Source organism: Streptomyces sp. NPDC058683 (assembly GCF_042716195.1).
Lineage (GTDB): Bacteria > Actinomycetota > Actinomycetes > Streptomycetales > Streptomycetaceae > Streptomyces.
This window is the reverse complement of record NZ_JBHXSK010000019.1, coordinates 137178-150774: the sequence shown is the minus strand read 5'-3', so window position 1 is coordinate 150774 and position 13597 is coordinate 137178. Positions and strand designations below refer to the sequence as shown.

The following is a 13597-nucleotide window of genomic DNA, read 5'->3' as shown; positions in this document are numbered from 1 at the left end:
GTCAAGCGTTCCGACCGATGTCCGTCCCGTTACGGCTCCGTAAAAGCCCCCTCAGGTCGGCGAAGATGGCCCCATGGGATCCCCCACAACGAAGATCGAACCCCTGGGCGCGGTGCGCGAGCGCGTCCTCGCCACCCTGCGGCAGGACATCATCGCGGGGCGCCTGGGCCCGGGCGACCGGCTGGTCGAACGTGAGCTGGCCGAGCGGTTCGGGGTGTCCCGGGTGCCCGTCCGGGAGGCGATCCGGGCCCTGGTCGCCGAGGGCTTCGTCCACTTCGAGTCGGCCCGCCGGACCGTCGTACGCCGGCTGACCCCGACCGACGTCAAGGAACTCTTCGAGCTGCGCGAGGCGCTGGAGGTGTACGCGGCCGGGCTGGCGGCCGCGCGGGCGACCCCGCAGGCACTCGCCGAGCTGCGGGACCTGCTCGAGCGGGCCGCCGCGGCGACGCTGGCCGGGGACGCCGAGACGATCACCGACATCAACACCCGCTTCCACGACCGGATCCTGGCCCTGGCCGGCAACAGCCTGCTCATCTCGGTGATGGAACCGGTCGACGGCCGGCTGCGCTGGCTCACCCGGCGGAACGAGGAGTGGCCGCAGCTGCTCACCGAACACCGGGAGCTCTACGACGCGATCGCCTCCGGTGACCCGGACCGGGCCCGCGCCCGCGCCCTCGGCCACGTCCGGGCCAACTACCGGTCGACGGTACGGCACCTCTTCGGCGAGGAGACCGAGCGGCGGCTCTGACCTCGCACCGGGTTGTCCACAGGAACACCAGTTCGCACAGGGATCTCCTAGAGTTCTCCTCATCAGTGAAGATCGGAACGGATCCGATCGGACCACACGGGTCGGACCGCACGGGTCGGACCACACGGGGAGGGCATGACCATGGTGAGCAGACGGGGGCTGCTGAGCGGAGCCGCACTCATGGGGATGGGCGCGGCGGCCGGCATGGCGGCGGGCACCGGGACCGCCGCGGCCGACACGCCGCTGGACACACCGTTCACCCCGGTCGCCGCACCGCATCTGGCCGAGGCCGAGCAGCTGGTGCAGTACCAGCGCATGCTGGCGGCCGGATACCTGCCGACGGGACTGGCCGGGCACTGGCCGCTGGACGGCTCCGGCACCGACCGCTCCGGCCTGGAGCATCCCGTCACGCCGGGCTCCGGGGCGAGCTGGACCAGTCTGCGGGCGGGAGGTGAGCTGAGCTTCGACGGCACCTCCGGCGCTTACGCGACCACCGGCTCCGTCCTGGACACCACGGCCCCGTTCACGGTCGCGGCCTGGGTCCGGCTGGCCGACGACGCCGTGCTGACGAACCTGTACACGGCCGTGAGCCAGGACGGCGGCAGCGCCAGCCGCTTCCTGCTCCAGTACGACGACACCGCCGGGACCTGGGCCTTCAAGGTGCGCAGCGAGGACCAGAGCGCCAAGGTCTCCGCGCTCGGCTCCACGCCCGTCACCAAGACCGGCGTCTGGACCCATCTCACGGGTGTCTGGGACGGCACACGCGTCCAGCTGTACGTGAACGGCGTGCTGGAAGGCAGCGCCGACACGACCCTGTCCTGGGCCGCGACCCAGGGCTTCGGCATCGGCCGGGCCCGCTGGGACGGCGGCTACGTCAACCGTTTCAAGGGCGCGGTCGACGACGTCCGCGCCTACGGCCGCGCCCTGAGCGCCGCCGAGATCGCCCTGATCAGCGGCGCTACGGCACGCGCCAACAACGTCTACCTGATGGATTCGACGGCGACCGTCACCTGGGGTCGCCCCGACGACCTCGCGAGCTGGGTGGCCCGGGCCCGCTGCGCGTCCTTCGTCACGGCACTGCTCCGGCACACCTACGGCTGGGCGACCGACGCCTACTTCCTCCAGTACTTCCAGGAGAAGGGCCCGGAGGCCGCCGACTACTGCTCGGCCTTCCTGAAGAACACCGGCGGCCCGCGCCTCCGTCCGGTCCGCAAGGTCGCCGACCTACGGCCCGGCGACCTGATCGCGATCGACTACAACGGGCAGGACGCCGAGAACACCGGGCACATCGTGATGGTCCGCGAGGTCAAGGGGGTCTTCAGCGGGGTCGCCGACTTCCCGGCCGAGACCCAGTACGCCGTCGAGATCATCGACTGCACCTCCGACCCGCACGGGGTGTACGGCCTGAGCAACTACCCGCAGTACCCCGACACCCGCATGGTCGGCACCGTGGACGGCGAGAACCTCCAGGGCGTCGGCATCGGCCACATGATGTTCTACGCCTCCAACACCACCGGCGCGTTCTCCCGCTACCGCTGGAGCGTCAACTCCTCCGCGTCCACCGGCACCCACCCGGTCACCGATCGCCCGGTGGCGGCGGCCCGCATCGTCTGAGCCCACCGCCGTCACCGCAGGCCTGCCGTCACCGCAGCCCGGCCGCCTCGGCCGCCGTCCGCAGCACCTCACGGAGCATCTCGGGGGTGAGGCGGCCGGTGAAGGTGTTGCGCTGGCTGACGTGGAAGCAGCCGAAGAGGTCCAGGCCGTCGAGGTCGACGCGGGCGCCGTGGGCGAAGACCGGACGGGGCCGGGGCACGCTCCAGCCGGCCTCGGCCAGGGCAGGCAGCGCGGCCTGCCAGCCGAAGGCCCCGAGCACGACGGCGGCGCGCGCCGTCGGCCGGAGCAGCGTCAGCTCCTCGACCAGCCAGGACCGGCAGGTGTCGCGTTCCTCAGGGGTCGGTTTGTTGTCGGGCGGGGCGCAGTGCACGGGCGCGGTGATGCGCACGCCGTACAGCTCCAGGCCGTCGTCGATGCGCTCGGATGTCGGCTGCGAGGCGAGTCCGACGTCGTACAGCGCCTGGTACAGCACATCGCCGGAGCGGTCGCCGGTGAACATCCGGCCGGTGCGGTTGCCGCCGTGCGCGGCCGGGGCGAGGCCGATGATCAGCAGCGGGGCGTCGGGCGGCCCGAAGCCGGGGACGGGTCTGCCCCAGTACGTCCAGTCGGCGAACGCGGCGCGCTTGGTGCGTGCCACCTCCTCGCGCCAGGCGACCAGGCGAGGACAGGCCCGGCAGGCGCTGACGCGCTGATCGAGACGGGCGAGGGGTTCGAGGGAGGTGGGAGGGGTGGGAGGGGTGGGAGGGGGATGGGGCACAAGGTCCACGGTAGAGCCGGGCGGACCTGGCCGTGCGGGATCGATGCGGTCGGTGCGCTCGGGGTGCATGGGGTGCATGGGGTGCATGGGGTGCACGGGCGTCCGGGAAATCGGCTCCGTTTCCGCCGGCTCGGGGAGCTAAGGTCGGGACATGGCTTCTGAGGACGCGGGCGAGAGCAGGGAGCGGGAGAGCAGCGGGACGGGAACCCCCGCCGCCGCCTCGGCCGAGCCTGCCGAAGGCACCGAGGCGCCTGCCGCCCAGGCCCCCGACTCCGACCCCGCGGCCGTAGCCGCGGCCATCGCCGCCGCTGAGGCCGCGGCGCCCGCTCCCGGCGAGAACGTGCGGATCGACAGCTGGATCTGGGCCGTGCGCCTGATCAAGACCCGCTCGATGGGAGCCACCGCCTGCCGGGGCGGGCACGTCCAGGTGAACGGCGAGCGGGTCAAGCCCGCCCACTCCGTGCGCGTCGGTGACGAGGTGCGGCTGCGTCACGAGGGGCGGGAGCGGGTCGTCATCGTGAAGCGTCTGATCCGCAAGCGGGTCGGCGCCCCGGTGGCCGCCCAGTGCTATGTCGACAACTCGCCGCCGCCCCCGCCCCGCGAGGCCTTCGTCCCCATCGGCCTGCGCGACCGCGGCACCGGCCGCCCCACCAAGCGCGACCGCCGCGAGCTGGAACGGCTGCGCGGCCTCGGCGGAATGGGAGGACCGGGCGGGACCGGCGGCACCGGTGGCATGGGCGGAACCGGTGGCATGGGCCGGCCGAGCGGTGGGCGCCCCGGCGGACGGTGATCCACCGGGGCCCACTCCACGGGGCTCGGCCGGGTCAGGGCCGGTTCCCTCTCGCTCGGCGGGTGCGGCGCGTCACGCACGTGGCCGTACCAGTCCCCACAGCCGCGCGTTCTGTCGGCGCCGGGCCCAGGCGATCAGGGCCAGTGGCACGATCAGGATCAGCGGAGTCGCCGCGTACTGGCCGTCGAAGACGGTGAGCTGGACGATGAACGCGCCCACCATGAGCGCACTCAGCGCCATCGCCGCCACCGACTGCAGAACCGGTATCAACAGGGCGACGGCACCGGCCAGTTCGATCGCGCCGATGGTGTACATGCCCGCACTGCCCCAGCCGATGCGGTCGAAGGACTCGACGGCCGACGGATCCGCGATCAGCTTGGGCAGCGCGCTCGCGATGGCGTAGAAGAGGGCGAGCAGCACCTGCACCGTGCGCAGGGCAAGGCGGGCACGGCGGCCGCGGGCCGTCGCCGACTCGGCGACGACGGGGGCTGCGGAGGCGGCGAGGGCGACGGAAGCGGCGGGCTTGCGCATGGGGTTCTCCTGGGGGAAGCGGTCCCTGTTGCTGTCACAGAGGTAGACCCGCCGCCGGCGGGGAACTCATCGACCGCCGCCAGGATTTCCGGGCTGCCCGCCGCTTCTCGCTAGGCCGCCGGTACCGCCCTCACCCACATCCCGTCCTCGGTCAGATACTCGGTCACCTCCAGTCCCGCTTCCGCGAGCGCCTCCTCGAACTGCTCCTGGGTGAGCGGCCGGGACAGGAACGTCTGTGTCCAGGCCGCGTCCGGGAACTCGTACTCCGCGCGCACCGAGTTCACCCCGTCTCCGACCGGCTCCGCGGACACGATCCGTACCGTGTATCCGCTGGGGTCGACCCGCTCCCTGGGCACGTTCAAGTGGTAGTCGGCGCCCTCCCGCTGGATGAGCACGCAGCCGCCGTCCGCCACATGCGCCGCGCAGGTGCGCAGCATGCCCCGGCGCACCTCCACGTCCCCGGTGTTCACCAGGAACGACGCGAGCATCACCACGTCGAACTTCTCGCCCAGGTCGAGCTCTTCGATGGTGCCGCGTATCGTGCGCGCCCCGCGGACGCGCTCCAGCATCTCCGCCGACTCGTCCACCGCCGTGACCGTGAACCCGCGTTCCAGGAGCGGGTGGGTCATCCGCCCCACGCCACTGCCCAGCTCCAGGATGTGGGCGCCGGCCGGGACCGCCGCCTCGATGACGTCCGGCTCGCTGCCGACGGACAGCCGCGAGTAGAGCTCCACCGCGCAGCCGTCCGGGGTGATCGCACCGGGCCCTGTCCCCTTGTACCCCTCACGCATTTCAACCGTCATACCCGAACAACGGCCCACCTGGGTACGGTGGTTCCCGCGGTGACGTCACCCTTCCCACGGGAACCACCCGTGTCCGAGATACCAGTGGCCGCCCGCCCGCAGATGGTCGCCGACGGCCCGCTCCACCGACGTACGCCGGGGCAGGTCCCGTACCGGCAGGTCCGGGGCGCCGAAGACGAACTGGACCGCGGTCGTGTCGGCCGGTTCCGTGTCCTGATGGCCGGGCCGGAACCGGTCCTGGAAGCGGACGATGTTCGAGTCCGCCCGCAGGTACCGCCTCAGCTGCGGGTCGAGCAGCCAGGAGTGGCAGGTCGCGACCGCGTGGTCCTCCTCGGGAAAGTGCCGGGGGAAGAACGCCCGTGCCAGGGCCAGCGAGCGGTCGCAGGCGGTGGGGGTCAGCGGCCCCCGGTAGTCGGGTATGTGCAGGTTCAGGCAGGTCTGCCCGGGAGCCACGGACCCGGCCTGGCCCGTTCCCGTCGTCGTGTCCGCCCGCGCCGTGACCGCCGCGGCCGTGCGCTCGCCGAGCCGGGCCCGTTCGTACTGCAGCCGGCCCAGCTGGTACAGCTCGCCGCGGAAGTGGTGGACGAGCCAGGATGCCTGGAAGGCCGACAGTCCTCCGCTGCCGTAGCGCCTGCGGTGCAGCGTCATGCCGCGCCCCAGGTCGGCGAGCGTGCGCCGGGACACGTCGGCGGGGACGTCCCGCGCATGGTGGTACGCGCGGGCGTGGGGCAGCGCGGCGAGGAAGACGTAGACCAGGAAGTAGCCGTCCAGTGCGGCCGGAGCGGCGGCGGCCCGCTCACCCAGCCAGGTGGGGTCCCCGGCCCCCGCCGCGGCGGCCGGAGCGGCCGTGGCGCCGGTGACGTCGTCGGCGCATTCGGCGAGCAGCCGCCGGATACCGGGATCGGCGGTCACCGTCCGGTGCCGGGCCACCACCTCGTTGATGTCCTCGTGCGGCACGGCGAGGTCGAGGAGCAGGTCGGGCAGGTCGTCGGCGTCCGGCAGCACGGCGGGGTCCCCCTTGGTGAACGTCCTGGTCGAAGAGTACGTTGCAAGAAGGAGTGGTGATCCGTGATGCGTACGGGCAGTGAACCGGCGACCGCGCGCAGTGCGCTGCGGGCGCGGCTGTGGCTGAGTGTGTGGGGCGTGGCCTGGGCGATCTTCGGCACGGCGGTGTTCGTGCTCGTCGGCCGTCCCGGCTGGGCGGCCGCCTGCGGGGTGCTGTGGCTGGTGGCCACCGCCGACCTGACCATGGTCCTCAGGCACATCAGGCAGGGGCCGCACTATCAGCCGGGCCGCGACGTGCCACCGTACCGGCCGGTGGAGGACGGCCCACGGCGGCTGCGACGCCCACCGCAGCACCGTCACCCGTGAGCAGGTTTCCACTCACGCGCTGCCGATCCTGGCCGCCCTGCGGAGCGTCCGGTCACGCTCCGTTGTCGAAGCGGGCCGCCTTGAGGTACTCCGGGTTCGGGTCCAGGGCGGCCGCCAGCCGGAAGTGGCGTATCGCGAGGTCGGCGCGGCCCTGGCGTTGGTAGGTGCGGGCGAGCGCGAAGTGCGCGAACGCGTTGTCCGGCTCGCGCTCCAGCACGATGGTGAACTCCAGCTCGGCGGGGCGCAGTTGCGCGGCCGCGAAGAAGGCACGCGCGCGCAGCAGCCGGGCGGCGGTGTTCTCGGGGTGCGCGGCGATCACTCCGTCGAGCAGTTTCACCGCGCCCCGCGGGTCCCGTGCGTTGAGCAGTTGCTCGGCGGCACGGAAGTCGATGACATGCGTCTCCGGAGTACGTCCGGTCGAACCGCTGGTCTCGGGCACGGCAAAGTCCTTCCCTCACTGAAGCGGTTCAACGCCCGGACGGGTGCCCGCTATTTCGAAGACGCACGACCGTCAATTCGAACCGGCCGCCCGTGCCCGGCGCACGAGGTCGGCCCACACCTCCGTGACCCGCTGTTCGAGCGCTTCCAGGGGCACATCGTTGTCGATCACGATGTCGGCGATCTCCAGGCGCTTCTCGCGCGTCGCCTGCGCGGCCATGCGGGCGCGGGCGTCCTCCTCGGCCATCCCCCGCAGCCGTGTCAGCCGGTCGAGCTGGGTCTCGGGGGCGACGTCCACGACGACCACGACGTCGTAGAACGCCGCGAGGCCGTTCTCCGCGAGCAGCGGTACGTCGTTGATCACCACCGCGTCGGCGGCGGCCGCGTTCTCCAGCTCGCGGGAGCGGGCCCCGACCAGGGGGTGCACGATCGAGTTCAGTACGGCGAGCTTCTCGGGGTCGGCGAAGACGATCGAGCCGAGCTTCGGCCGGTCCAGGGTGCCGTCGGCGGCGAGCACGTCCGGCCCGAAGGCCTCGGCCACGGCCGCCAGGCCGGGGGTTCCCGGCTCGACGACCTCACGCGCGATACGGTCCGCGTCGACCAGCACCGCGCCGTGCCCGACGAGCAGTCGCGACACCTCGCTCTTGCCGGCGCCGATCCCGCCGGTGAGGCCAACTTTCAGCATGCCCCGAAGCTTAGGCCCTGCCACCGACACCGGACCGGACAGGCCCTGTTTCCAGCCGGACCCGGCCGGACAGGCCCTGGTTCGAGGCCCGGACCGGTCTGGTTCCGGGCCCCGCCGGGGGACTCAGCCGTCGCCCTCTCGCTCCGCGAGGAAACGCTCGAACTCCAGGCCGATCTCGTCCGCCGAGGGGATCTCCACCGGCTCGGCGAGCATGTTGCCCCGGGTCTCGGCGCCGGCGGCGGCGTCGTACTGGTGCTCAAGACCCTGCACCAGGGCGGTGAGTTCCTCGTCGCCCTCCTGGATCTGGCGGTCGATCTCCGTCTGCGTACGGTGGGCGTCCGTACGCAGGGCGTGGGCGATGCCCGGGAGCACCAGGCCGGTGGCGCCCGTGATGGCCTCCATGACGGTCAGGGCGGCGTCGGGGTAGGCGGAGCGGGCGATGTAGTGCGGGACGTGCGCGGCGACGCCCAGGACGTCGTGGCCGGACTCCATGAGGCGGTATTCGACCAGCGACTCGGCGCTGCCGGGCACCTGCGCCTCGTCGAAGAGGCTGGTGTGGCCCGGGACGAGGTCGGTGCGGTTGCCGTGCGGCGTGAGGCCGACGGGACGGGTGTGCGGAACGCCCATGGGAATGCCGTGGAAGTTCACGGACAGCCGGACACCGAGCCGCTCCACGATCTGCCGTACGGCCACCGCGAAGCGCTCCCACTCGACGTCCGGCTCGGGGCCGGACAGCAGCAGAAACGGCGCGCCCGTCGCGTCCTGGACCAGCCGGACCTCGATGGTCGGCTCCTCGTACTCGGTCCAGCGGTCCCGCTTGAAGGTCAGCAGCGGGCGGCGGGCCCGGTAGTCCACGAGCCGGTCGTGGTCGAAGCGGGCGACGACCTGGTGGGGCAGCGAGTCGAGCAGCCGGTCGACGATCTGGTCGCCGGTCTCGCCCGCGTCGATGTATCCGTCGAAGTGGTAGAGCATGACAAGACCGGCCGACTCCTGGGCGAGCGCCATGTCCACCACGGCGAGGCCCTTCGGCTCCCATGCGTACAAACCCTGCGGATCAAGCACTGTGACCGCTCCTCCTCGTGTTCGTACGGGACAACGTGGCAAGGGCGGCGGGCATTCCCCGCCGCTCCCGTCAACCGGCCACTCACCGACTTCTCATGCCGGGGGCGGGGGCACACGCGCGTGCCCGCACCCGGTCCGCCGTGTCCGCGCCCCGCCCCGTCACGCCCGGTCGGGTCCTACGCGGACAGCACGCGCGCGTGCAGTGCGGTGACCGCCTTCCGTGCGGAGCTGAACGCGCCGTGCTGCCAGGCGTCCGTGTAGCTGAGCCAGTCGCCGGCGAAGTAGACCCGGCCGGTGGGCTCGTTGAGCGGCTTGTAGCGCACGTCGTCGGGGCCGCCGGGGGTGTCGTGCCAGGCGGCCTCCAGGTGGGGGGTCTGGCGCCAGTGGTGGGAGAAGGAGGAGACCAGCTCGGTGCGGTACTTGTCGCCGTAGATCTTCACGCCGGCGGCCACCGCGCGCTGTTCGCGCCCGGCGGGGGTGAGCGCGGCGTAGGAGTCGGCGTCGGTGTCGTAGTTGTAGTAGCCGATGAGGACGCCCCGTTCGCCGTGGAAGCCGTAGGAGGGGTGCCAGATGTGGGTGACGTCCTGGTCGGTCTCGGTGATGCCGCCGTAGATGCGGTGGTCCAGTTCCCACCAGCGGGAGCGGTATTCGAGGCCGATCTTGGCCGCGGACGACGGGGTGACGGCCGCCAGGGCGCTCTGCACGCCGGAGCCCAGGTTGTGCGGCACCTTGGCGAGGATGTTGGGCGGCATGGCGGCCACGCAGTAGTCGGCGTCGACGGCCTTGGTACGGCCGCCCTGGGTGTAGGTCACGGTGACGCCGTCGCCCTTGTCGGTGATCCTGGAGACGACGGCTCCGGTACGGATGCGGTGGGCGCCGATCGCCCGGGTGAGCGCCTTCGGTATTCGGTCCATGCCGCCGACCGGCTGGAACATCAGCATCGCCTGGTCGAAGCCGAACTCGAAGGAGAAGTAGCGCCCGACACCGCTCGCGAACACCTCGGAGGCGGCCGGGACATCGCCGAGGAGCACCCCGGGGGTGCCGGCGGCGGCCGGTACGGTCGTGTATCCGCGCCGTTCACCGCCCTCGTACGCCAGCTTGTCGCCGAGTGCGCCCCAGTCCTTGAGGAACTCGACGAGCCGCTCCTGGTCGGTGGCCGTCAGCTCCTTGTCCAGGGCGCCCTTGTCGGTGGCCTTGGCGAGCAACTCCGCCACATAGCCGTATACATCGGCCTTGGCGGTGCGGTAGCGCTCGGGCCCGGTCATGCCGGCGGACTCGTTGTAGAGGTACGCGTCGGCGTTGGTGTTCGTGAACACCTCGATGGGGACGCCGAGTTCACGGCAGTAGTCGAGAGTGATCATCCACTGCGGTATGCGGGCCGGCCCGGCGTTCATGTAGTGGCCGTCGGCGAAGCGCGCGGTCTGTCGGTTGCCGTGGAGGTCAGTGGTCGAGTCCCCGCCGCGCACGGTGAAGTTGCGTCCGCCGGTACGGTCCCTGGCCTCCAGGATCGTACAGTCGTAGCCGGCCTTGCCCAGTTCGTACGCGGTCGCGAGGCCGGCGATGCCGCCGCCGAGGACGACGACCCTGGCCGCGGCGCGCCCGGTGAGGGTGAAGTCGCTTGCGCCCGGCGCCCGGAAGGGCTGTTCACGCTGGGCGGCCTGGGCGGTGGGAGCGAGGCCGAGGGCTCCCATGGTGGCGAGCATGGTGCCGGCGCCTCCGGTGAGACCGACGTTCCGCAGAAACGTCCGCCGGCTCGTCCCTGACCTGTACTGAGCTTGTGCCATGCCTGGGCTCCTCTCCCGATCTTGAACGAAGACCGGGGAAGCGTCCCAGCACCGCGTTACGGCCCAGCGGTTACTCGTGTATCCCACACGTTTCTGCGAACGGGAAGTGAAAGCGCCCCGGAGGGGCGCGGGGAACCGCGCGATCAGGCCACAGCGGGCCCGCGCATGCGCACGAACGCGCACCCCGGACAACGCTGAGGGGCCGCACCTCGAAAGGTGCGGCCCCTCAGTTACCGGCTAAGCCCAGCGGCTAGCACTCAGCTCTGGCCACCGGCCAGCTTCTCGCGCAGCGCGGCCAGCGCCTCGTCCGAGGCCAGCGCACCGGAGGTGTCCGCACCCTCGGAGGAGTACGAACCGCCACCCGAAGCGGCCGGAGCGGCAGCCTCGCCACCCTCGGCGGCAGCGGCAGCGTCGGCCTCGCGGCTCTTGATGACCTGCTGCTGGTGCTGCTCGAAGCGCTGCTGCGCCTCGGCGTACTGGTGCTCCCACGCCTCGCGCTGGGTCTCGTAGCCCTCGAGCCAGTCGTTGGTCTCGGGGTCGAAGCCCTCGGGGTAGATGTAGTTGCCCTGGTCGTCGTACGAGGCAGCCATGCCGTACAGGGTCGGGTCGAACTCGACCGAGGCCGGGTCGGCACCGAAGGACTCGTTGGCCTGCTTCAGCGAGAGGCTGATGCGACGACGCTCGAGGTCGATGTCGATGACCTTGACGAAGATCTCGTCGTTGACCTGGACGACCTGCTCCGGGATCTCCACGTGGCGCTCGGCCAGCTCGGAGATGTGGACCAGACCCTCGATGCCCTCGTCCACGCGGACGAACGCACCGAACGGAACCAGCTTGGTGACCTTACCCGGGACGACCTGACCGATCTGGTGGGTCCGGGCGAACTGCTGCCACGGGTCTTCCTGGGTCGCCTTCAGCGACAGGGAGACACGCTCGCGGTCCATGTCGACGTCGAGGACCTCGACGGTGACTTCCTGGCCGACCTCGACAACCTCGGACGGGTGGTCGATGTGCTTCCAGGACAGCTCGGAGACGTGGACCAGACCGTCGACGCCACCCAGGTCCACGAAGGCACCGAAGTTGACGATCGAGGAGACCACACCGGAGCGGACCTGACCCTTCTGGAGGGTCGTGAGGAACGTCTGGCGGACCTCGGACTGGGTCTGCTCCAGCCAGGCACGGCGGGACAGGACCACGTTGTTGCGGTTCTTGTCCAGCTCGATGATCTTGGCCTCGAGCTCCTTGCCCACGTAGGGCTGGAGGTCGCGGACGCGGCGCATCTCGACCAGGGAGGCCGGGAGGAAGCCGCGGAGGCCGATGTCGAGGATGAGACCACCCTTGACGACCTCGATGACGGTACCGGTGACGATCCCGTCCTCTTCCTTGATCTTCTCGATGGTGCCCCAGGCACGCTCGTACTGGGCGCGCTTCTTCGAGAGGATCAGGCGGCCTTCCTTGTCCTCCTTCTGGAGAACAAGGGCCTCGATCTCGTCACCGACGGCGACGACCTCGTTGGGGTCGACGTCGTGCTTGATCGAGAGTTCGCGGCTCGGGATGACACCTTCGGTCTTGTAACCGATGTCGAGCAGGACCTCGTCCCGGTCGACCTTCACGATGACGCCGTCGACGATGTCGCCGTCGTTGAAGTACTTGATCGTCTCGTCGATCGCGGCGAGGAAGGCTTCCTCGTTACCGATGTCGTTGACCGCTACCTGCGGGGTGGTGGCGGTGGTCTCGGTGCTGCTCGTCATGTGAGAAAGGGCTCCGGTACGGACATTGAAGTCGTAGGTACTGCTTACGCCGGGAGCCTGTTTCGCTCTGCAGAAGCCGGACAGCCTAGGAAGCGCCACCTGAACCACTGGTGACGCCTCGACAACCGAGGGGACATACATACAGATGCGAGCGCAGCCTGCTACGTCTGAGGTGCGCAGGCCCGCAGCGCAACTTGTAGCATACGGGGGCAGCCAGGCAGGGTCAATGCGCGAAGGCGCACACCCGGGGCGGATCGCCGCATACCCGGCACAAAAGCCGTCCCGCGAGGCCACGCAGGCCTGACAGACCTCCTCCGTGACACCCCCCCCGAACGGGTTGCACGGAAGAGTACGACGAGGGAGCCGATCATCCAAGAGCCCGATTCGTTCGACCTCGAAGAGGCCGGGTCACAGACCGGAACCGAGACCGAACCCGAAGCCACCCGGCGTGCCGCCGGTATCACGGAGAGCAGCCGGGCCAACCGGGGCTGGTGGGACCGCAACGCCGACGAGTACCAGGTCGAGCACGGCACGTTCCTGGGCGACGACCGTTTCGTGTGGGGTCCGGAGGGCCTCGACGAGGTGGAGGCGGAGCTGCTCGGCCCGCCGGAGGACCTCAAGGGCAAGGACGTTCTGGAGATCGGCGCCGGCGCGGCCCAGTGCTCGCGCTGGCTGACCGCCCAGGGCGCCCGTCCGGTCGCCCTGGATCTCTCGCACCGCCAGCTCCAGCACGCGCTGCGCATCGGCGGATCGTTTCCCCTCGTCTGCGCCGACGCCGGCGCGCTGCCCTTCGCGGACGGCTCCTTCGACCTGGCGTGCTCGGCGTACGGCGCGCTCCCCTTCGTCGCCGACCCGCGCCTGGTGCTGCGCGAGGTGCGGCGGGTACTGCGCCCGGGAGGCCGCTTCGTCTTCTCCGTGACGCATCCGATCCGCTGGGCGTTCCCGGACGAGCCGGGCCCGGAGGGCCTCTCGGTCTCCGCCTCCTACTTCGACCGCACGCCGTACGTGGAGCAGGACGAGGACGGCCACGCGGTGTACGTCGAGCACCACCGCACGCTCGGCGACCGGGTCCGGGACATCGTCTCCGCGGACCTGCGGCTGGTCGACCTGGTGGAGCCGGAATGGCCGGCCTGGAACACCGCCGAATGGGGCGGCTGGTCGCCGCTGCGGGGCGGTCTCGTCCCGGGGACGGCGATCTTCGTGTGCGAGCGGGACTGAGCTGCCGACAGCTCGGAAAGAAAAAGGCACGCGCGCGTGGGGGCG

The 13597-nt window shown here is 71.1% G+C and carries 14 protein-coding genes; 5 read left to right on the top strand and 9 right to left on the bottom strand.

What is annotated here, in order from left to right:
• Positions 1-73 precede the first annotated feature (73 nt).
• Together ACFWXC_RS22360 and ACFWXC_RS22355 are read left to right on the top strand one after the other, a co-directional pair.
• On the top strand, positions 74-748 hold the full coding sequence (locus ACFWXC_RS22360) for a GntR family transcriptional regulator (RefSeq protein ID WP_384481174.1): 675 nt from the start codon (positions 74-76) through the stop codon (positions 746-748).
• Between the two features lie 141 nt (positions 749-889).
• On the top strand, positions 890-2362 hold the full coding sequence (locus ACFWXC_RS22355; protein WP_384481172.1) for a LamG domain-containing protein: 1473 nt from the start codon (positions 890-892) through the stop codon (positions 2360-2362).
• Positions 2363-2390: 28 nt separating this feature from the next.
• Here the strand turns inward: ACFWXC_RS22355 and ACFWXC_RS22350 are convergent, their stop codons facing one another.
• Positions 2391-3119: a uracil-DNA glycosylase gene (locus tag ACFWXC_RS22350; protein ID WP_384481170.1), complete on the bottom strand. Its 729-nt coding sequence runs from the start codon at positions 3117-3119 to the stop codon at positions 2391-2393.
• Between the two features lie 151 nt (positions 3120-3270).
• Between ACFWXC_RS22350 and ACFWXC_RS22345 the strand changes: the two genes are divergently transcribed.
• Positions 3271-3909 carry an RNA-binding S4 domain-containing protein gene (locus tag ACFWXC_RS22345; RefSeq protein WP_384481168.1) on the top strand — a complete coding sequence of 213 codons (639 nt, stop codon included), beginning with the start codon at positions 3271-3273 and terminating at the stop codon, positions 3907-3909.
• A gap of 72 nt (positions 3910-3981) precedes the next feature.
• On the opposite strand, the gene ACFWXC_RS22340 is transcribed toward ACFWXC_RS22345, so the two are convergent.
• The 3 genes from ACFWXC_RS22340 to ACFWXC_RS22330 all read right to left on the bottom strand — a co-directional run bounded on the left by ACFWXC_RS22340 (position 3982) and on the right by ACFWXC_RS22330 (position 6248).
• Positions 3982-4440 (bottom strand): DoxX family protein, encoded by a 459-nt coding sequence (locus ACFWXC_RS22340; protein ID WP_384481166.1) that lies wholly within the window; start codon positions 4438-4440, stop codon positions 3982-3984.
• A gap of 110 nt (positions 4441-4550) precedes the next feature.
• Positions 4551-5231 carry a class I SAM-dependent methyltransferase gene (locus ACFWXC_RS22335; RefSeq protein ID WP_384481165.1) on the bottom strand — a complete coding sequence of 227 codons (681 nt, stop codon included), beginning with the start codon at positions 5229-5231 and terminating at the stop codon, positions 4551-4553.
• A 57-nt stretch (positions 5232-5288) separates the two neighbouring features.
• Positions 5289-6248 carry an acyltransferase domain-containing protein gene (locus tag ACFWXC_RS22330; protein WP_384481163.1) on the bottom strand — a complete coding sequence of 320 codons (960 nt, stop codon included), beginning with the start codon at positions 6246-6248 and terminating at the stop codon, positions 5289-5291.
• Positions 6249-6314: 66 nt separating this feature from the next.
• On the opposite strand from ACFWXC_RS22330, the gene ACFWXC_RS22325 reads away from it, so the two are divergent.
• On the top strand, positions 6315-6614 hold the full coding sequence (locus ACFWXC_RS22325) for a DUF6343 family protein (RefSeq protein ID WP_384481162.1): 300 nt from the start codon (positions 6315-6317) through the stop codon (positions 6612-6614).
• A 52-nt stretch (positions 6615-6666) separates the two neighbouring features.
• On the opposite strand, the gene ACFWXC_RS22320 is transcribed toward ACFWXC_RS22325, so the two are convergent.
• From ACFWXC_RS22320 to rpsA, 5 genes are all read right to left on the bottom strand, one after another.
• On the bottom strand, positions 6667-7053 hold the full coding sequence (locus tag ACFWXC_RS22320; protein ID WP_351695052.1) for a tetratricopeptide repeat protein: 387 nt from the start codon (positions 7051-7053) through the stop codon (positions 6667-6669).
• Positions 7054-7125: 72 nt separating this feature from the next.
• Entirely contained in the window at positions 7126-7737 is a 612-nt protein-coding gene (gene coaE, locus ACFWXC_RS22315; protein WP_384481160.1) for a dephospho-CoA kinase, read from the bottom strand.
• Positions 7738-7860: 123 nt separating this feature from the next.
• Positions 7861-8799, bottom strand: a complete 939-nt coding sequence (locus ACFWXC_RS22310) for a PAC2 family protein (protein WP_384481158.1) — start codon at positions 8797-8799, stop codon at positions 7861-7863.
• A gap of 176 nt (positions 8800-8975) precedes the next feature.
• Complete coding sequence (locus ACFWXC_RS22305) at positions 8976-10502, bottom strand: flavin monoamine oxidase family protein (RefSeq protein ID WP_384481251.1); 1527 nt, start codon at positions 10500-10502, stop codon at positions 8976-8978.
• Positions 10503-10840: 338 nt separating this feature from the next.
• Positions 10841-12334: a 30S ribosomal protein S1 gene (rpsA, locus tag ACFWXC_RS22300; RefSeq protein WP_189947373.1), complete on the bottom strand. Its 1494-nt coding sequence runs from the start codon at positions 12332-12334 to the stop codon at positions 10841-10843.
• A 300-nt stretch (positions 12335-12634) separates the two neighbouring features.
• Here rpsA and ACFWXC_RS22295 point away from each other — a divergent pair, with 300 nt between their 5' ends.
• Positions 12635-13552 carry a class I SAM-dependent methyltransferase gene (locus tag ACFWXC_RS22295; RefSeq protein WP_384481249.1) on the top strand — a complete coding sequence of 306 codons (918 nt, stop codon included), beginning with the start codon at positions 12635-12637 and terminating at the stop codon, positions 13550-13552.
• The last annotated feature ends 45 nt before the right edge of the window (positions 13553-13597 follow it).

What these genes read in the sequence shown, in the direction of transcription:
- coaE (WP_384481160.1), bottom strand. Translation starts at nt 7,737, where the DNA reads ATGCTGAAAGTTGGCCTCACCGGCGGGATCGGCGCCGGCAAGAGCGAG.
- rpsA (WP_189947373.1), bottom strand. Translation starts at nt 12,334, where the DNA reads ATGACGAGCAGCACCGAGACCACCGCCACCACCCCGCAGGTAGCGGTC.
- ACFWXC_RS22360 (WP_384481174.1), top strand. Translation starts at nt 74, where the DNA reads ATGGGATCCCCCACAACGAAGATCGAACCCCTGGGCGCGGTGCGCGAG.
- ACFWXC_RS22305 (WP_384481251.1), bottom strand. Translation starts at nt 10,502, where the DNA reads ATGCTCGCCACCATGGGAGCCCTCGGCCTCGCTCCCACCGCCCAGGCC.
- ACFWXC_RS22325 (WP_384481162.1), top strand. Translation starts at nt 6,315, where the DNA reads ATGCGTACGGGCAGTGAACCGGCGACCGCGCGCAGTGCGCTGCGGGCG.
- ACFWXC_RS22355 (WP_384481172.1), top strand. Translation starts at nt 890, where the DNA reads ATGGTGAGCAGACGGGGGCTGCTGAGCGGAGCCGCACTCATGGGGATG.
- ACFWXC_RS22335 (WP_384481165.1), bottom strand. Translation starts at nt 5,231, where the DNA reads ATGCGTGAGGGGTACAAGGGGACAGGGCCCGGTGCGATCACCCCGGAC.
- ACFWXC_RS22345 (WP_384481168.1), top strand. Translation starts at nt 3,271, where the DNA reads ATGGCTTCTGAGGACGCGGGCGAGAGCAGGGAGCGGGAGAGCAGCGGG.
- ACFWXC_RS22340 (WP_384481166.1), bottom strand. Translation starts at nt 4,440, where the DNA reads ATGCGCAAGCCCGCCGCTTCCGTCGCCCTCGCCGCCTCCGCAGCCCCC.